Source organism: Streptomyces sp. NPDC053560 (assembly GCF_044544605.1).
Classification (GTDB): Bacteria; Actinomycetota; Actinomycetes; order Streptomycetales; family Streptomycetaceae; genus Streptomyces.
In genome coordinates this window covers 190,650-207,491 of sequence record NZ_JBITXI010000010.1, presented here as the reverse complement: position 1 = coordinate 207,491, position 16,842 = coordinate 190,650, and the positions used below count along the sequence as shown (strand labels likewise).

At 73.0% G+C, this 16,842-nt stretch carries 13 protein-coding genes; 5 read left to right on the top strand and 8 right to left on the bottom strand.

Annotated elements, in window-relative coordinates; translation table 11 throughout:
* Positions 1 to 14 precede the first annotated feature (14 nt).
* Together ACIGQF_RS24730 and ACIGQF_RS24725 are read right to left on the bottom strand one after the other, a co-directional pair.
* Positions 15 to 1,472, bottom strand: coding sequence for an MDMPI N domain containing protein (locus ACIGQF_RS24730; RefSeq protein ID WP_399714051.1), 1,458 nt, complete (start codon positions 1,470 to 1,472; stop codon positions 15 to 17).
* Complete coding sequence (locus ACIGQF_RS24725; RefSeq protein WP_399714048.1) at positions 1,469 to 2,092, bottom strand: sigma-70 family RNA polymerase sigma factor; 624 nt, start codon at positions 2,090 to 2,092, stop codon at positions 1,469 to 1,471. The genes ACIGQF_RS24730 and ACIGQF_RS24725 overlap by 4 nt, the downstream gene beginning before the upstream one ends.
* A 432-nt stretch (positions 2,093 to 2,524) precedes the next feature.
* Here ACIGQF_RS24725 and ACIGQF_RS24720 point away from each other — a divergent pair, with 432 nt between their 5' ends.
* A complete protein-coding gene (locus ACIGQF_RS24720) occupies positions 2,525 to 2,899 on the top strand; it encodes an STAS domain-containing protein (RefSeq protein ID WP_361559393.1) in 375 nt (124 codons plus the stop codon).
* A gap of 335 nt (positions 2,900 to 3,234) precedes the next feature.
* On the opposite strand, the gene ACIGQF_RS24715 is transcribed toward ACIGQF_RS24720, so the two are convergent.
* The 4 genes from ACIGQF_RS24715 to ACIGQF_RS24700 form a co-directional block, all read right to left on the bottom strand.
* Complete coding sequence (locus tag ACIGQF_RS24715) at positions 3,235 to 4,464, bottom strand: sensor histidine kinase (protein ID WP_399714045.1); 1,230 nt, start codon at positions 4,462 to 4,464, stop codon at positions 3,235 to 3,237.
* Positions 4,461 to 5,114, bottom strand: coding sequence for a response regulator transcription factor (locus ACIGQF_RS24710; protein ID WP_361559399.1), 654 nt, complete (start codon positions 5,112 to 5,114; stop codon positions 4,461 to 4,463). Before ACIGQF_RS24710 ends, ACIGQF_RS24715 begins: the two co-directional genes overlap by 4 nt.
* Before the next feature lie 360 nt (positions 5,115 to 5,474).
* Complete coding sequence (locus ACIGQF_RS24705) at positions 5,475 to 6,485, bottom strand: hypothetical protein (RefSeq protein ID WP_399714041.1); 1,011 nt, start codon at positions 6,483 to 6,485, stop codon at positions 5,475 to 5,477.
* A gap of 308 nt (positions 6,486 to 6,793) precedes the next feature.
* Positions 6,794 to 7,267, bottom strand: a complete 474-nt coding sequence (locus ACIGQF_RS24700) for a hypothetical protein (RefSeq protein ID WP_399714038.1) — start codon at positions 7,265 to 7,267, stop codon at positions 6,794 to 6,796.
* Positions 7,268 to 7,362: 95 nt separating this feature from the next.
* Between ACIGQF_RS24700 and ACIGQF_RS24695 the strand changes: the two genes are divergently transcribed.
* From ACIGQF_RS24695 to ACIGQF_RS24685, 3 genes are all read left to right on the top strand, one after another.
* The gene (locus ACIGQF_RS24695; RefSeq protein ID WP_399714036.1) at positions 7,363 to 9,006 is read left to right on the top strand and encodes a serine/threonine-protein kinase; all 1,644 of its coding nucleotides are present in this window, start codon (positions 7,363 to 7,365) and stop codon (positions 9,004 to 9,006) included.
* A 139-nt stretch (positions 9,007 to 9,145) separates the two neighbouring features.
* Positions 9,146 to 10,768 carry a succinic semialdehyde dehydrogenase gene (locus ACIGQF_RS24690; protein WP_399714034.1) on the top strand — a complete coding sequence of 541 codons (1,623 nt, stop codon included), beginning with the start codon at positions 9,146 to 9,148 and terminating at the stop codon, positions 10,766 to 10,768.
* A gap of 40 nt (positions 10,769 to 10,808) precedes the next feature.
* Positions 10,809 to 12,620 carry a GMC oxidoreductase gene (locus tag ACIGQF_RS24685; protein ID WP_399714032.1) on the top strand — a complete coding sequence of 604 codons (1,812 nt, stop codon included), beginning with the start codon at positions 10,809 to 10,811 and terminating at the stop codon, positions 12,618 to 12,620.
* Between the two features lie 63 nt (positions 12,621 to 12,683).
* Here the strand turns inward: ACIGQF_RS24685 and ACIGQF_RS24680 are convergent, their stop codons facing one another.
* Positions 12,684 to 13,718, bottom strand: coding sequence for an LAETG motif-containing sortase-dependent surface protein (locus ACIGQF_RS24680; protein ID WP_399714029.1), 1,035 nt, complete (start codon positions 13,716 to 13,718; stop codon positions 12,684 to 12,686).
* A gap of 785 nt (positions 13,719 to 14,503) precedes the next feature.
* Complete coding sequence (locus tag ACIGQF_RS24675) at positions 14,504 to 14,875, bottom strand: chorismate mutase (RefSeq protein ID WP_399714026.1); 372 nt, start codon at positions 14,873 to 14,875, stop codon at positions 14,504 to 14,506.
* A gap of 263 nt (positions 14,876 to 15,138) precedes the next feature.
* Between ACIGQF_RS24675 and guaA the strand changes: the two genes are divergently transcribed.
* On the top strand, positions 15,139 to 16,722 hold the full coding sequence (gene guaA, locus ACIGQF_RS24670) for a glutamine-hydrolyzing GMP synthase (protein WP_399714023.1): 1,584 nt from the start codon (positions 15,139 to 15,141) through the stop codon (positions 16,720 to 16,722).
* Positions 16,723 to 16,842 lie beyond the last annotated feature (120 nt).

The window sequence follows — 16,842 nt, the reverse complement described above, 5'->3', positions numbered from 1 at the left end:
ACCGCCTCATCGCCTCAGAGCCGCGAGAGCGAGGCCGTCGCGAAGAGGACGTCGCGGATGGCGTCCCGCTCGCCGTGCTGGCCCGCCGCCGCGTCCTCGGGCGACACGTGCCCCGCGGCCAGCTGGCAGAACTCCACGCTGTCCAGGGCGATGTGCGCGACGGTGTGGTCCGGGGTGCCGAGCGCGCCCGGCGAGTCCAGCGAGATGTACCAGTGGCCGCCGCCGCTGCCCTCCACCTCCAGGTGCAGCGTGCGCCCCGGCGTGCCCGCCTCGACCAGCCGCCGGGGCGGCGTGGCCAGCCCGGAGCGGCGCCGTACGGCCAGCGCCGACGGCAGCAGCCGGGCGGCCAGGTCGACCATGCCGTGCATGTGGTCGGCCGCCGGGGCCTCGTACGGATAGTCCACGGCGTCGGCGATGTCCCCGGCGTGCACCCAGCACTCGAAGGCCCGCTCCAGCATCGAGTCGCGCAGAGGCAGCCGGAAGTCGCCGTACGGAACGGCCAGTTCGGCGACCCCGCGGCCCGCGAACGCCACCGTCCGTATCAGGGCGTGGGTCTGCTCGCGCCACGGCTCGCGGGTGGCGAGCGGGGACTCCTCGTGCACCGACGTACGCCAGTACGCGAGCGTGCGCTCCGTCGGGTCGGTGGGGGCGGCCTCCGGGACCTCGGCGCCCAGCGGGTCGGTGAGGCCGAGGGCGTTGGCGACCAGGCCGTCCACGGACATCAGATGCCCGATGACGCCCGCGACGGTCGTGGTCCGGCCGGCCGCCCGGTCGTTCGCGAACCACCGCAGCCGGACCGGGGCCCGCCACTCCGCCTCGCCCATGTCCCGCAGCAGCGCGTCCAGCTTGGCCGTCTCCGCGTCGTACGGGCCCGCCCACTCGGGCACCGGGATGCGCGCCGGACGGCGGCCCAGGCAGCCCTCCAGGACCCGGCTGCGCAGCAGCGGGTCCAGATCCAGACTGTCGGCCGGGTGCAGCAGGCCGACCGCGTCCCGCAGCCGCAGCGCTTCATCGGCACACATGGCGCAGTCCGTGAGGTGCGCCTCGACGGCGGCGGTCTCCTCGGCCGAGCAGGCGGCCAGTGCCCAGGCGCCCAGCAGCGACTTGAGCACCGCGTGCGGCGGCTCGGGCCGGTCGGTGCCGGCCGGGTCCTGGTCCGTGGTCCCGTCCCTCTGCGAGGCGGCGTGCTCGGCGCCGCTGCCCTCGGGGGCGCCCCGCTGCTGCCCCTGCCCTTGCTCCTGCCCCCGCTCTTGCTCCTGCCTCTGCTCCCGCGCTTGCTTCCGCTCCTGCTCCTGCTCCGCCTGCGGGTCCGGCTCAGGGGCCGGTACGCGGGCGTCCGGCAGCGGGCCCTGGTCCTCGGCGGGACGTCGCGGGGCCGGTATGCGCGGGCGCTCGCCGTTGCCGGGGCAGGGGCGGCCCGTGCCTTCGGGGCCCTGCGGGCCGAAACGGTCCCAGTCCTCGGGGCCGTTCACAGCGCCCGCCCGTATCCGGAGCCGGGCGGTGCCGGGGGCGGGGCGCCCGGGCGGCCCGGCGTGGGCGGCCCCGCCTGGTGGTTGTGCGCGGTGGCGAGGAGCTGCAGGCCGAGCCGGAGCCGGCGGCGCGCCTCGTCCTCGGTGACGCCGAGGTCGGCGGCGGTCTGGCGGTAGTCGCGGCGCTGGAAGTAGGCCAGTTCCAGCGCGGCGCGGAGCGGGGCCGGCATGGAGGTGACGATGTAGTCGGCGCGGGCCGCGGTGGAGGCGGCGTTGATCTTCTGCTCGATCTCGGCCGGTTCCGGTGCGTCGGCGCCGCAGTCCAGCGCGGAGGCGGCCTCGTTCTGGCGCAGCCGGTGCACGGCCTGGCGGTGGGTGAGGGTGGCGACCCACGACCGCAGCGAACCCTGCTTGGGGTCGTACGCGTCGGGGTTCTCCCATATGTAGCCGAAGACCTCGCGGGTGATCCGGTCGGCGGCGTCCTCGTCCTCCAGGACGCGCTGCGCGAGGCTGTGCACGAGCGAAGCGAAACGGTCGTACAGCTCGCCCAGCGCGGCCGCTTCGCCGCGGGCGAGCCGCTGCTGCATCCGCCTGTCCCAGCGAGGCGGAGCTTCGTTCACCATCCACGGCCCCCTTCCCCGTCGCCGCTGTGCCCACCGTCACAGAAGTTCATCGTCACGGAGTCCGTCGTGTGTGCGCCGTGCCATCGAATGTAGTGCTCCGGTCCGCCGGCGCACTTACCTTTACGGCAAAACGAGCCGCGCAGCGACTGCGGATGGTATAGGTACCGTCACTTTCTGATTGAAGTTCCTGGCAGAAGACGACTGGTACGGATCGTTCATGCCCTTTTTTGCCCGCACGTTATTCGTGTGTGACCGGATGCGGGGAGGAAAGCCGGTGATCCAGGGCATAGCCTGGGTCGTGGCGGCCTGTTGCGCGAGGAATTCCCATGAGTTTCAGGGGAGCGGGTCCGGGCAGCCGATGCGGGGAAGGGTGCGTTCCGGATGGCTCCGGAGAGGCGTCCGGTCCGAGAGCGAGCGAAAGGCTTCGAGCGCGTGACGTTGAAGGTGGCAGAGGACGAGCAGGGCCCCTGGGCGGTCCTGCGGGTGTCCGGCGAAATGGATCTGGTCACGTCCCCCTCGGTGCGCCAGCATGTGCACGACGCGGTCGCGGAGGGACGCCGGAGTGTCGTGCTGGACCTCTCCGGAGTGCAGTTCTGCGACTCCAGCGGCGTCGGCGTACTGATCGCCGCGCGCCGGCTGATGCGCTCCTGCCAGGGCCGGCTGCGGCTGATCCTGCCCGCTCAGGGCGCGGTCGACGGCTCGCACGTGAACCGCGTGCTCGCGGCGCTCGGCGTGCGCCGCCTCTTCGAGGTGTACCCCGACGTGACCACCGCTGTCGACGAAACCGCGGCCCCACTCTCGGCCTGACCCGCCCTGCCCCCGGCCCGACCGGCCCCACTCTTGGCCTGACCGCCCTGCTCTCGGCCTGAGCGCCCCTGTTCTCCGCCTGGCCGGCACCGCTCTCCGGCTGCCCCGCCGCCGTACCGCTTGCCCAGCCGTACCGGCCGTCCCGCCGGCCCCGGCGTTCCCCGCTTCAGCTCCGTACCGCCGTATCGCCGTACCGCCGTACCGTTTCCCCCGCTTTCTTCCCCCATGGGGGAGCACGAGGTCCCCTTCTCAAAACAGTAGCGGGAGGGTCTGACAACACCCCGGCACCAACAGCCCCGCCCCACCCCTCGCCCTAGCCCCCACCCCTCGCCCCCTCAAGCCGCCCGGGGTGGGAACTCCGCGCGTACGACGAAGCCGCCGTCCGGGGTTGGGCGGGCTTCCAGGGTGCCGCCCAGGCTCTGGGCCCGTTCGCGGAGACCGACCAGGCCGTGGCCGCCGCCGGGGAGCTGCGGGGCGTACGCGCCCGCGTCCGGGGGGCCGTTCCGGACCTCCACCAGCAAGCCCGCCTCCTCCGCGCGCGGCTGCGCGACGCGTACCCGTACCCGGGCGCCCGGCGCGTGCTTGCGGACGTTCGTCAGCGCCTCCTGCACGGTGCGGAACGCCGCCCGTTCCACCGTGCGGTCCGTCGGTGCGTCCCCGTCCACGCCGTTCTCGTACGTCACGTCCAGCGCCGACATCTCGATCAGCCGTGGCAGTTCGGCCAGGTCCGGCTGGGGCGCGGGCGCCGGCTGCGCCGCGCCGTCCTGTTCCTCCGGTGGTCTGCCGCCCGCGGCCCGCAGGATGCCGACCATGTGCCGCAGCTCCTCCAGCGTCCGTACCGACAGCTGCCGGATCGTCCGCGCGCTCTCCCGCGCCCCGGCGTCCTCCGACGCGACCTGGAGCGCGCCCGCCTGGAGGCTGATCAGGCTGACCTGGTGGGCCACCACGTCGTGCATCTCGCGCGCCAGCCGGGCCCGCTCGGTGGCCAGTACCCGGTCCGCGATCAGCCGGTCCTCGCGTTCCAGGCTGCGGGTGAGATCGGCGACGCGGGCCGCCAGTTCGCGCCGGGTGCGCACCAGCAGGCCCAGCCCGATCGGTCCGGCCGAGGTCACCGAGGCGTCGATCAGGACGAGGGTGTTCTCCCGGTACGCGGTCGGTTCCCAGTCGGCGATCGGGTACGGGAAGAAGTGCGCGGCGATCAGCAGGAACGCGCAGGCGCCCAGCCGGAAGCGGCCCGGCCGCAGCGCGGCGACCGTGTACAGCGCGATCATCGGCGCGAACCAGATGTAGCCGATGTAGAGACCCGGCATGGTCGCCAGGAAGACCATGAGGGGCAGCCGGCGGCGCAGCAGCAGGGCCAGCGCGGCCAGCAGCGAGACGCCCAGCTCCAGCGGCTGGTCGACGTCGTTGACGAGGAAGGAGTCGGCGATGCCGAGCAGGGTGGGGACGAGGAGCACGGCGTGCTGCCGCAGCCGGCCCGCGCGGGTGCCGCGCCGCCCGCTCGCCGGTATGTCCCCGGCGTCCGCCGCCGCGGCCGGCTCCGTGACCGTACCGGCCGGTGTCATCTCGGGCCTCCCGTGACCAGGCCCGCGCGGTCCGCGACGATCGCGGCCTGTACCCGGTTGATGCCGCCCAGCTTGCCGAGCAGCGCGCTGACGTGGTCCTTGACCGTGCTGGGCGCGAGGCCGATCCGGGCGGCTATCTGCGCGTTGCCCAGGCCCTCGCCGAGCAGCGCCAGCACCTCCGACTCGCGCGGGGTGAGGGCGCGTACGGCGTCCGCGGCGGCCGCCTGGGTCTCGGCGGTGAGGTATCCGCCGATGACGGCCCGGGTGACGCCCGGGTCCAGCACGCTGCCGCCCGCCGCGAGGGTGCGCACCGCGCGGATCAGCTGCTCGGGGTCGGAGTCCTTCAGCAGGAAGCCGGAGGCGCCCTCGCGCAGCGCGGCCGTCAGGTACTCCTGCGCGTCGAAGGTCGTGAGCATGGCGATGGCGGGGGGCTCGGCCGCGGCCCGCAGGCCGCGGAGTACGGTGAGACCGTCGACGTCCGGCATCCGGATGTCGAGCAGTACGACCTCGGCACCGCTGCGCCGCACCGTCTCGACGGCCGTGGCGCCGCCGCAGTCGGCGACCATCTCCACGTCCGGCGCTGTACCCAGGATCATCCGCAGCCCGGACCGGACCAGCCGCTCGTCGTCCACCACAGCGACACGGATCACCGGTCGCCCCTTCCTGTCGTGCCGTACCGACTCCGCGCGGCGGGCCCGCACCCCCGCCGTTGGGCGGGGGTCCGCACGCGACCTGCGGAGGATGCCGCGGGACGGCACCCGCGGGCAGAGTGCTCCTCATGCTGCACCACTGAGAAGGCCACAAGCCGGTCACGCGGTGCAGCTCACACCGGCGGCCGCCGCGACCCCCACACGCGACGGCCGCCATCGGTGCGTTCGGTACCGAACGTCCCCTTCGGGGCCCGCGCCATTCCGACCCGGCCCGTGCTCATTCCGGCTGGCCCCCCGCTCACTCCGGCCAGGCCCGTGCTCATGCCGACCCGGTCCGCGCTCGTTCCGGCCGGGCCGCGTTCACTCCGGGCGGGTGCGCGCCCAGGAGTGCGTGCTGCCGTGGCCGGGGCTGAACGCCCGCCCCGTGGTGAGTACCACCACCGAGGTCATCGCGGCCAGTAAGTACGCGGTGGTGGCCAGGTCCAGCGTCCCCTCGACGGTCCGCGTCCCGGTGCCGAAGGCCCCCGTGACGGTGTAGCCGACCACGGTCCGCACCACGAGGTAGAGCTGGAGCGCGGCGAAGACCAGCAGTGCGCCGCGTACGTCCCGCCGCCCGCGCAGCGCGAGCCGGCCGGCCACCAGCCAACCCGCGATCGCGGTCAGCGTGGCGAACGCGGCCCCGGCGGACGGCGCCACGGCCGACGGGCTCACGGCCGCGTCCACGGCGCTCGCCAGATAGGAACCCGCGCCCTTCGTGCCGTCGGCGAGCAGCCGCACCAGCCAGGCCGTCTGCACCAGTCCGGCCAGCAGGAACAGCGCCCCGCAGATCCGGGAGACCCGCCCCGGCCACCAGGAGCCGGGGGCCCGGCCGGGGCCCGCTTCGGGGCGTGCGGGCAGCAGGGCGCAGAGCACGACGATCCCGGCGAGCAGGCCCAGTACGTGGGTGGCCAGCGTCCAGCCGCCCATCGTCTCGAAGCGGTAGGCGGAGCGGTATCCGGGGTGCAGCAGGCCGATGCCCTCGCGGAGCGAGCGGGCCAGGACGAGGCAGGCGAGCAGTACGGCGGCGGGGCGGGCGACGGTGCGCTGCGCGAGCGCGGCACCGGCCACCGCGGCCAGCGCCACCGCGAGCGCCCACTCCTGCGGGCCCAGCACGCCCACCGGCCCCGCCAGCGGGTTGAAGAGGCCTTCGGCGAAGTCCTGGGGGCCCACCCTCGCGTCGACCGCGCCGGTCACCATCCAGGCGAGCAGCGCGCCCGCGTACAGCGTCAGGGCCAGCCCGGCCGCGAGGTAGGCGCCGCTGTGCTCGGGTGCGGCGCGGCCGGAGTCGGCGCCCGGCCGTACGTCGAGCAGCCCGCCGTCCTGCATCGCCATGACCGACCCCCGATCCGCCGCGCACCCTCGGGCCGTACGCCGCGCTCTCGCCCGCGGGCGTCCGTCGTGCGGTGCGCCCGCCGTCCACTGTCATTGTTCAAGGACGGTGCGTGTGTGCGCGGAGGTTCCACCCCTGTGTGTCGCGGGCCCCGGCGATTCCACGGGCCGTGTCGCGCACCGCTCGGCGCACCCGCCCCGCGATCTCGGTCCACCCGCCCCGCGATCTCGGTCCACCCGCCCGTGATCTCGGCCGACCCGCCCCGCGTTCTCAGCCCCCCCCCACGTTGTGATCTCGCCCCCCCGCGCCCTCAGCCCACCCGTCCCGCGACCGCCGAGACGAAGTCGCGGATCTCCTGGCGGGTGCGGGCGCGCAGTGCGGTGAGCGACTGGCGGGTCCCGACGGAGTGCAGCTCCGTGACGCCCGCCATCAGCCGCTCGGCCTGCTCGACCACGTCGGTGTCGCCGCTGACCATCTGGGCCCGGAACATCGTCTCCTGTGCGGCGCGCCGTGCTTTGTACTGTTCCTCGCGCAGTTCGGGGGTGTCCTCGCCGCACAGTTCGTCGCCGTCGTGCAGGACGAACCAGCGGTGGACCAGCACTCTGCGGTACTCCAGCAGGGCCCCCGCGTAGGCGCAGTACGCGTCGATGCGTTCCTGCCGCAACTTCTCCTCGCGGGCGAGGGCGTGGCTGCGCTCGGTCTCGCGGCGCTGGAAGAGGTGGGTGGTGCCGGCGCCGAGCAGCGTGCCGACCACCGCGACCACGCTCGTGACTACTGCCTCCATAGGGTCAGTTGATCACCTCGGTCCCCGTTCGCGACAGGGTGCGGAGCGGTCGGCACCTTCTTCCGCTTCGCGAACGGTGGGGCAAGATGGCCTTCATGGGGAGCTTCGGGGGACACGGCCGCCTGATCGCCGGCCGCTACCGGCTGGAGGGCCGGCTCGGCCGCGGCGGGATGGGCACGGTCTGGCGGGCCGCCGACGAACTGCTGGGCCGGCGGGTCGCGGTGAAGGAGCTGAACCTCGATGACGACCAGGGCGGCAGCAGCGGCATCGGCGGCACCTTCGGCACCCTCGGGACCGACGGCCTGGGCGGGTCCGCCGATGTGTCGGTGCTGCGCGAGCGGATGCTGCGCGAGGCCCGTACGGTGGCGCAGATCAAGCATCCGAACGTCATCGTCGTGCACGACGTGGTGACCCAGGACGACCGGCCGTGGATCGTGATGGAGCTGGTGGACGGCGGTTCGCTGGCCGACCGGCTGGCGACGGGCGGCCCGCTGGCCCCCAGGGAGGCCGCCCGGATCGGCGTCGCGCTGCTGGGCGCGCTGCGCGTGGCGCACGCCCGCGGGGTCCTGCACCGCGACATCAAGCCGGCGAACGTGCTGCTGGAGGCGGGTACGGGCCGGGTGGTCCTCACCGACTTCGGGATCGCTCAGGTGGCGGGCGGGTCGACGCTGACGGAGACGGGGACGTTCGTCGGTTCGCCGGAGTACACCGCGCCCGAGCGGATGGCGGGCCGCGGCACGGGCCCGGAGGGTGACCTGTGGTCGCTGGGGGTGTTGCTGTGCACGGTCCTCAGCGGCGGCCGGACGCCCTTCCACCGCGATTCCCTGGGCGGTGTGCTGCACGCCGTGCTGTCCGACGAGATCCGCATCCCCGAGGCGGCCCGGCCGCTGCACGCGGTCGTCAGCGGGCTGCTGGAGCGCGATCCGGAGCGCCGGCTGACCGTCGCGGGCACCGAGCGGCTGCTGCGCGGCTATCTCCAGACGGGCCGGATGCCGGAGCCGGGTGCCGGCCCGCCGCCCGAGGAGCAGGCGCCGCTGCCGTCCCCGCCCGCCCGGGGGCCGTCGGCGCCGCTCCGGGACGCGCTGGACGGCCGGGCGCTGGCCGCCGCCGCCCGGCCGCACACGGGGCGTACCCGTACGGTGCTGCTCGCCGTGACGGCCGCGCTGGTGCTGGCCGGTGCGGGGGCCGGTGCCGCCGTGCTGGTGCTGAAGGGGACGGACGGTGACGGGGCGCGTACGCCGGCGCCGACGGCCTCGGGGAACCCCGGTCCGGGCGCGACCGCGCCACGCGGGTACGGCATCGTCCGCGACCCGCAGGGCTTCGCGCTCGCCGTGCCGGACGGCTTCACGCGCTCCTACGAGAAGCCGCGGGTGTACTACTACTCCGCCGGGAAGCGGTTCCGGCTCGGCATCCACGTCCAGCCGCCGCAGCCGGGCGGGCCGCTCGGGACGATGCGGGAGGCGCACATCAAGGGCCCGCAGAACTACCGGGGGTACCGCGACGGCCGGGTCTCGGCCACCACCCACCAGGGGTACCGGGCGGCACTGTGGGAGTTCACCTGGGACGGCGGCGACGGGGACGGCGGCCCGCGCCGCACGTACGACCTCAGCTGGACCGAGGGCGGCCGGATGTACGACGTGTGGATCTCCGCGCCGCTCGGTGACCGGGCAGCGGCGAAACGACACTTCGACACCGCGCTGGACACCTTCAAGGTGCTGCGCGCCCCGGCCACCGGCTGACCCGCCGCGCCTCGTGCGCGGACGAATTCCCAGGACACCGGCGTTCTGGCCAGCGAACACTGGCGCAATTGTGGGCGCCCGGTGAAAACCTATTACCGGCGGGTACACAAAGTGTTCCCGGAGGCATACGCTCGGCGCCATGACGGACTCGCTGGACACCGCACAGACCGCCCCCGCCGACGGCAACCCGGTCGCCTCCGCAGCGGCGGGCACCCGCACCGCCGCCGACGTGGTCACCAAGGACCTGGTCGCCCGCCTGACCCGCGGCGTGGTCGGCAGCGGCCGGACGGCGAACCACACGCCGTTCACCGGCGACGTCCTCGCCGAGCTGCCCGAGTCCACCCCCGAGGACGTCGCGGACGCCTTCGAGCGGGCCCGCGTGGCCCAGCGCCAGTGGGCGGCCACCCCGGTACGCAAGCGCGCCGCGATCCTGCTCCGCTTCCACGACCTGGTGCTCCAGCGCCAGGCCGAGGTGCTGGACCTCATCCAGCTGGAGACCGGCAAGGCCCGGCTGCACGCCCACGAAGAGGTCCAGGCGGTCGCCGTCGCCGCCCGCCACTACGGCCGCAAGGCCCCCGCGTACCTGAAGCCCAAGGGCCACACCGGCGTCGTGCCGACCCTCACCAAGGTCACCGAACTCCGCAAGCCCAAGGGCGTGGTGGGCCAGATAGCGCCCTGGAACTACCCCTTCGAGCTGTCCGTCGGCGACGCGCTCCCCGCCTTCGTCGCGGGCAACGCCGTCGTGATGAAGCCCGACACCGAGACCGCGCTGACCGCCCTCTGGGCGCGCGAGCAGCTGATCGAGGCGGGTCTGCCGCCGGAGGTCTGGCAGGTCGTGATCGGTGACGGGCCGGTCGTCGGCCCCGAGGTCGTCAAGCACGCCGACTACGTCTCCTTCACCGGCTCCACCCGCACGGGCCGCGAGGTCGCGCAGGGCGCGGCGGCCCGGCTGGTCGGCTGCTCCCTCGAACTGGGCGGCAAGAACGCCATGCTGGTGCTGCACGACGCCGACATCGACAAGGCCGCCGCCGGTGCCGTACGCGGCTGCTTCTCCTCCGCGGGCCAGCTGTGCATCTCCATCGAGCGGCTGTACGTCCACGAGTCGGTCGCCGACGAGTTCGCCGAGCGCTTCGTGGCCCGGGTGAAGGCCATGCGCCTGGGCAACGCCCTGGCGTACGGCGCCGACATGGGCTCGCTGGTCGGCGAGCGCCAGCTGGAGACCGTCACCCGGCATGTCGAGGAGGCCGTCGCCAAGGGCGCGAAGCTGCTCACCGGCGGCCGGCCGCGCCCCGACATCGGCCCGCTCTTCTACGAGCCGACCGTCCTGGACGGTGTCGAGGCCCCGATGGCCGTCTGCCAGGAGGAGACGTTCGGCCCGGTGGTCTCCCTCTACCGCTTCCGCGACGAGGAGGAGGCGATCGCCCTCGCCAACTCCACGCCCTACGGCCTGAACTCCAGCGTCTGGACCAAGGACGGCCGGCGCGGCCGCAAGGTCGCCGCCGAGCTGAACACCGGCACCGCGAACGTCAACGAGTCCTACGCGGCGGGCTACGGCAGCGTCCAGTCCCCGATGGGCGGCATGGGCGACTCCGGCCTCGGCCGCCGCCACGGCTCCGAGGGCATCCTCAAGTACACCGAGGCCCAGACCGTCGCCCACCAGCGGATCATGCCGCTCGCCCCGTCGTTCGGCATGGACGACGAGAAGTACGCGGCGTTCATGTCGCTCAGCCTCAAGGCCATGAAGGCCTTCCGCCTCCGCTGACCGCCCCCCGCCCCGACCCGCACACTTTCAAGGAGCGCCGATGCCAGGGGAGAACTCTGCCCGAAACCAGGAGCAGCCGGCCCACGACTACGACGTCCTCGTCGTCGGCTCCGGCTTCGGCGGCTCCGTCACCGCCCTCCGGCTCACCGAGAAGGGCTACCGCGTCGGCGTACTGGAAGCCGGCCGCCGCTTCACCCGCGAGACGCTGCCCAAGAACTCCTGGGACATCCGCAACTACCTCTGGGCGCCCGCCCTCGGCTGCTACGGAATCCAGCGCGTCCACCTGCTCGGGAATGTCATGGTCCTGGCAGGCGCCGGGGTGGGCGGCGGCTCGCTCAACTACGCCAACACCCTCTACGTCCCCCCGAAGCAGTTCTTCGACGACCAGCAGTGGGGCCACATCACCGACTGGCAGGACGAGCTCAAGCCGTACTACGACCAGGCCCAGCGGATGCTCGGTGTACGGCTGAACCCGACCGTGACCCCCTCCGACGTGCACCTCAAGGCCGCCGCCGAGCGGATGGGCGTCGGCGACACCTTCCACCTCGCCCCTGTCGGCGTCTTCTTCGGCGACGGCAAGGACGCCGACGGCAGCACGAAGGCGGCGCCCGGCGCCGAGGCGCCCGACCCCTACTTCGGCGGCGCGGGCCCGGCCCGCAGGGCGTGCTCCGAGTGCGGCGAGTGCATGACCGGCTGCCGGCACGGCGCGAAGAACACCCTCACCGAGAACTACCTCTACCTCGCCGAGCAGGCCGGCGCGGTCATCCACCCGATGACCTCCGTCGTCGCCGTCACCGAGGACTCCCGCGGCGGCTTCGCGGTCAAGACCCTCCCCACCGACGACAAGCGCAAGGGCAAGGGCCGCACCTTCACAGCCCGCCGGGTCGTGCTCGCCGCCGGCACGTACGGCACCCAGACCCTGCTGCACCGGATGAAGGACACAGGTCTGCTGCCGCACCTCTCGCCCAGGCTGGGCGAGCTGACCCGCACCAACTCCGAGGCGCTGGTCGGCGCGCTGACCGACAACCGCCGCTACAAGAAGAAGACCGGCGAGCAGAAGGTCGACTTCACCCGCGGCGTCGCGATCACGTCCTCCATCCACCCGGACGCCAACACCCACATCGAACCCGTCCGTTACGGCAAGGGCTCCAACGCGATGGGCGGCCTCTCCGTCCTCCAGGTGCCCGTACGGGACGGCGCCGCGGCCCGCGTCCTCGGCTGGCTCGGGAAGACCGTGCGCCACCCGGTGCTCATGGCCCGCTCGCTCTCCAACCGCCGCTGGTCCGAGCGCACCATCATCGGCCTGGTCATGCAGTCCCTGGACAACTCCCTGACCACGTACCGCAAGCCGGGCGGCATCGGGAAGGGCCTGCTCACCGCCCGACAGGGCCACGGCGCACCCAACCCGGCGCAGATCCCGGCCGCCACGGAGGCCGCCTCGCTGATCGCCGAGGAGATCAACGGCTTCCCCGGCAGCAACGTCGGCGAGCTGATGGGCACCCCGCTGACCGCTCACTTCCTCGGCGGCTGCCCGATCGGCGAGGACGCGGACCACGGCGTCATCGACCCGTACCACAGGCTCCACGGCCACCCCGGCATCTCCGTCGTCGACGGCTCGGCGGTCTCCGCCAACCTCGGCGTCAACCCGTCCCTGACCATCACCGCCCAGGCCGAACGCGCGATGTCGTTCTGGCCGAACAAGGGCGAGGAAGACCAGCGACCGGCCCCCGGCAGCCCGTACACCCGCCTCTCCGCGGTCGCGCCCCGCCACCCGGCCGTCCCGGAGAAGGCCTTCGCAGCCCTGAAGCTCCCGTTCCTGGCGGTACCGCCGGTGCCGCCCAAGCAGGCCTGACCGCTTACGCACGAGGGGCCGCACCCGGCGTTCCGGGTGCGGCCCCTCACAGCTCGGCCGGTGTTACGCCGCGGCGCCGTCCGTCTTGCGGCGGCGGACGACGAAGATCGCCCCCGCGCCCACGGCCATCGTGACCCCGGCGACCGCCGCGATCGTCGGCAGCGCCGAGGACGAACCGGTCTCGGCGAGCTTGCCGGTGACCGGCAGCTCCTTCAGACCCCCCTGGGGAGCGGGCTTGGCGGGCTTGTGGTCGCTCGGCTTGCCGGTCGCCGGCGGCACGGTGCCCGGCTTGCTGCCCGCGATCAGGACATCGAACTCGTACTCCGATCCCTCGGAGTAGCCGCAGACGTCGTTCTCGTCGTGGTACGCGCCGACCGCGAAGGCGAAGCCGTAGCTGCCCGGCGTCTTCGCGTCGACCTTCAGCCGCAGCTTGGCGTCGGCGTACTCACCGGGCGCGAGGTCGGCGAGGGAGGCGAAGTAGCCGTACTCGTCGACGTTCTCCCAGACGCCCGCGCCCTCGTCGTACCACTGCACGGTCAGCAGGTGCGAGACGTCGTCGAAGTCCTCGTTCTCGATGGCCGAGAGCATGACGTACGCGTCGACCGACTTCATCGCCTTGCCGGAGGTGTTCGCGGCGCGGAACGTGAAGCCGTGCCAGCCCGACCCCGCCACGACCTTGCTGGGCAGGCCGCGCAGCGTGGTGGTGATGGCCGCCTCGTCCGACTCCTCATTGCAGGTCGGGTCCTCGGTGGGCTCCTCGGTCGGCTTTTCGGTGGTCGGCGGGGTGGCGGACGGCTCGTCGGTCGGGTCGTCGGACGGGTCCTCGGTGGGATGGGAGGGGTCGGCGCTCGGGCCGGGAGCGCTGGGCTCTTCGGTCGGCGGCACCGACGGGTCGGCGGAGTCCGTGGGCGCCGGGGTGTCCGTCGGTTCGGTCGTCGGGTCGGTCGTGGTGTCCCCGTCGCCCGGCTCCGTCGGCGCCTCGGCGGTCGGCGTGGCACCGGGCTCGTCCGTCGCGAACGCGGCAGGCGCCGCGAGCAGCGCGGCAGGAGCGATGACGGCCGTCGCTGCGGCAGCCGTCAGTGCACGGCGAAGCTTCATCGTGTCTAGACCTCTTCGGGGTCCGGAGTGCCGAGGGGGGCGGCACGAAAGCGGTAGCGGGCCGTCGCGGTGGGGCGCGGTATGGCCGTGCGTTTACACGTACATGACCAGCCGTATGCCGAAAAGGTTGCACGCAAGATCGCGCATATCTGCGAGAAGGTGCGGTGGGGGCGCGGCGGAGGCAGAGCGAAGGGCCCCGAGGTGCCGTCCGCGAGGGGGGTGCGGGCGACCGCGGGGCCCTTGCTGCCCGGCGCCGGCGTCAGGGCAGCGGCGGCGCCGAAGGAAGGCGCTGGGGGGAAGCGCCTGTGCGGCTCTGGGGCGTGCCAGGTTCTCCGGTACCGCCTGTCAGCTGCCACCTGCAGGAACGATACGTTCCGGTGGTATAGACCAATGGTGGTGCCGGAAGCCACCTCGGTGCGAGGTACTTGGCTCTTCATGCATCGTGCTGGATACGCCTCATCCGGCGCAACCGTTTCGACCGGATGCGGTCGGCCCCAGGCGTCCCCGGGGCCGACCGACCCATCGGATGTGACCGGGCTGCTGTCCCCTGCCGACCGGCCACAGCACCGCAGCGAGGTCCCACGGCGCCGGCCGCTTCAGCGGCGGCCGGCGTCTCATCGCTCCGGCGTTCCCGCCCACGGGCGGCGTCTACGCGTAGTCCTGCAGGCCGCGCCTGGCTGACGTGGCACCGGGAACAACGAAGCCCCGCGCCGCCCGGTCACGGTCCGTACGGGTGAGACGCCGCCCGAACTCAGATGCGCCCGCGGCCCGGCCCGGCAGCGTCCTCAGATGCGCCCGCGGCAGAGCTCCAGCAGCGTCATCGCGAGCGCGGTGCCGGGCCGGCCCAGCTGCTCGCGGAAGTGCTCCAGGACCTCCATCTCGCGGGAGAGGTTCACCCGGCGCCCGCCGGAGGCGATCCGCTCTTTCTGGATGACCGCCGACACGGCCATCCGTTCCTGTACGAGGCCGATGATCCGGCCGTCGAGATCGTCGATCCGGCGGCGCGCGTCGCCGATCAGCGCTGCGGCCTCGTCGGTCCGCGCACCGGTCTCGGGGCGGGGCCTCGCCACCGTCGCCGCGCCGGCCGGAGCGGCCCCCGCCGCCGTGGCCTCGGTCACGGTCGCGCTCACTGCCGTCGCCCGGATGCTGCTGCTCATGTCCGTCTCCTGGGGTTTCGTGGCCCCCGGGATCGCACCGCCCGGACGGGAAAACACCAGCGCCCCGGGCCTGTACGGCCCGGGGCGCCTGGGAAGTCGCTTGTCGCTGTATCAGCGGTTCATGCAGCGCGACCATGGCAGCCGGACGGGCCGGTGCCATAGGTAAAGACGAAGGTCAGCTGCGTGAACATGGGGCTCAGTATGTGCCCGTTAGAATCGAAAGTCCAACCCCATCGCTCCACCACCGCCGGAAGGCCGCCGAAGTGTCAGCAGCGCCCCCCGCCGCCGCCCCGGATGTCGTCCTCGTTGTCGACTTCGGCGCGCAGTACGCCCAGCTCATCGCACGCCGTGTCCGTGAGGCGCGCATCTACAGCGAGATCGTGCCCTCGACCATGCCGGTCGAGGAGATGCTCGCCAAGAACCCCGCGGCGATCATCCTCTCCGGCGGTCCGTCGTCGGTCTACGCGGAAGGTGCCCCGAGCATCGACCGCGCCCTGTTCGAGGCCGGCGTCCCGGTCTTCGGCATGTGCTACGGCTTCCAGCTGATGGCCACCAAGCTCGGCGGCACGGTGGACAACACCGGCGCCCGTGAGTACGGCCGTACCGCGCTGGCCGTGTCCAAGAACGCCTCGACGCTCTTCGAGGGCACCCCGGCCGAGCAGCAGGTGTGGATGTCGCACGGCGACGCCTGCTCCGCCGCTCCCGAGGGCTTCACGGTCACGGCCTCCACGGACGTCGTCCCGGTCGCCGCGTTCGAGAACGACGAGAAGAAGCTGTACGGCGTGCAGTACCACCCCGAGGTGATGCACTCCACGCACGGCCAGCAGGTACTGGAGCACTTCCTGTACCGCGGCGCGGGCATCGAGCCCAACTGGACGATGGGCAACATCATCGAGGAGCAGGTCTCCGCGATCCGCGAGCAGGTCGGCACCAAGCGGGCGATCTGCGGCCTGTCCGGCGGTGTGGACTCCGCGGTTGCCGCAGCGCTGGTCCAGAAGGCCATCGGGGACCAGCTGACCTGCGTGTACGTCGACCACGGCCTGATGCGCAAGGGCGAGACCGAGCAGGTCGAGAAGGACTTCGTCGCGGCCACCGGCGTCCAGCTGAAGGTCGTCGACGCCAAGGAGCGCTTCCTGAACGCCCTCGCCGGGGTCTCCGACCCCGAGCAGAAGCGGAAGATCATCGGCCGCGAGTTCATCCGCGTCTTCGAGCAGGCCCAGGCGGAGATCGTCGCCGAGGCCACCCCGGGCGAGCCGGTCGAGTTCCTGGTCCAGGGCACGCTGTACCCGGACATCGTCGAGTCCGGCGGCGGCACGGGCACGGCCAACATCAAGTCCCACCACAACGTGGGCGGCCTCCCCGAGGACCTGGAGTTCCAGCTCATCGAGCCGCTCCGGCAGCTGTTCAAGGACGAGGTCCGGATGGTCGGTTCCGAGCTGGGCCTGCCCGACGAGATCGTCCAGCGCCAGCCGTTCCCCGGCCCCGGCCTCGGCATCCGCATCGTCGGCGAGGTCACCGAGGAACGCCTGAACCTGCTCCGCGAGGCCGACGCCATCGCCCGCGAGGAGCTGACCGCGGCCGGCCTGGACCGCGAGATCTGGCAGTGCCCGGTCGTGCTCCTGGCCGACGTCCGCTCGGTCGGCGTCCAGGGCGACGGCCGCACCTACGGCCACCCGATCGTGCTGCGCCCGGTCTCCTCCGAGGACGCCATGACGGCCGACTGGACCCGCATGCCGTACGACGTCCTGGGCCGCATCTCCACCCGCATCACCAACGAGGTCAAGGACGTCAACCGAGTCGTCCTCGACGTCACCAGCAAGCCCCCGGGCACCATCGAGTGGGAGTGACCTTCGGCTAGGTCCCCCGGTCAACGCCTCCGCCGTCGCTCATTCGTTTGGGCGGCGGCGTTGTCGTATGCGGTGGGTACGCTGGCTGCACAGACGAGACTCCGTCGCATGGGAGCAGCC

What these genes read in the sequence shown, in the direction of transcription:
- ACIGQF_RS24675 (WP_399714026.1), bottom strand. Translation starts at nt 14,875, where the DNA reads ATGAGCAGCAGCATCCGGGCGACGGCAGTGAGCGCGACCGTGACCGAG.
- ACIGQF_RS24685 (WP_399714032.1), top strand. Translation starts at nt 10,809, where the DNA reads ATGCCAGGGGAGAACTCTGCCCGAAACCAGGAGCAGCCGGCCCACGAC.
- ACIGQF_RS24705 (WP_399714041.1), bottom strand. Translation starts at nt 6,485, where the DNA reads ATGGCGATGCAGGACGGCGGGCTGCTCGACGTACGGCCGGGCGCCGAC.
- ACIGQF_RS24700 (WP_399714038.1), bottom strand. Translation starts at nt 7,267, where the DNA reads ATGGAGGCAGTAGTCACGAGCGTGGTCGCGGTGGTCGGCACGCTGCTC.
- ACIGQF_RS24695 (WP_399714036.1), top strand. Translation starts at nt 7,363, where the DNA reads ATGGGGAGCTTCGGGGGACACGGCCGCCTGATCGCCGGCCGCTACCGG.
- ACIGQF_RS24690 (WP_399714034.1), top strand. Translation starts at nt 9,146, where the DNA reads ATGACGGACTCGCTGGACACCGCACAGACCGCCCCCGCCGACGGCAAC.
- ACIGQF_RS24715 (WP_399714045.1), bottom strand. Translation starts at nt 4,464, where the DNA reads ATGACACCGGCCGGTACGGTCACGGAGCCGGCCGCGGCGGCGGACGCC.
- ACIGQF_RS24680 (WP_399714029.1), bottom strand. Translation starts at nt 13,718, where the DNA reads ATGAAGCTTCGCCGTGCACTGACGGCTGCCGCAGCGACGGCCGTCATC.
- ACIGQF_RS24725 (WP_399714048.1), bottom strand. Translation starts at nt 2,092, where the DNA reads ATGGTGAACGAAGCTCCGCCTCGCTGGGACAGGCGGATGCAGCAGCGG.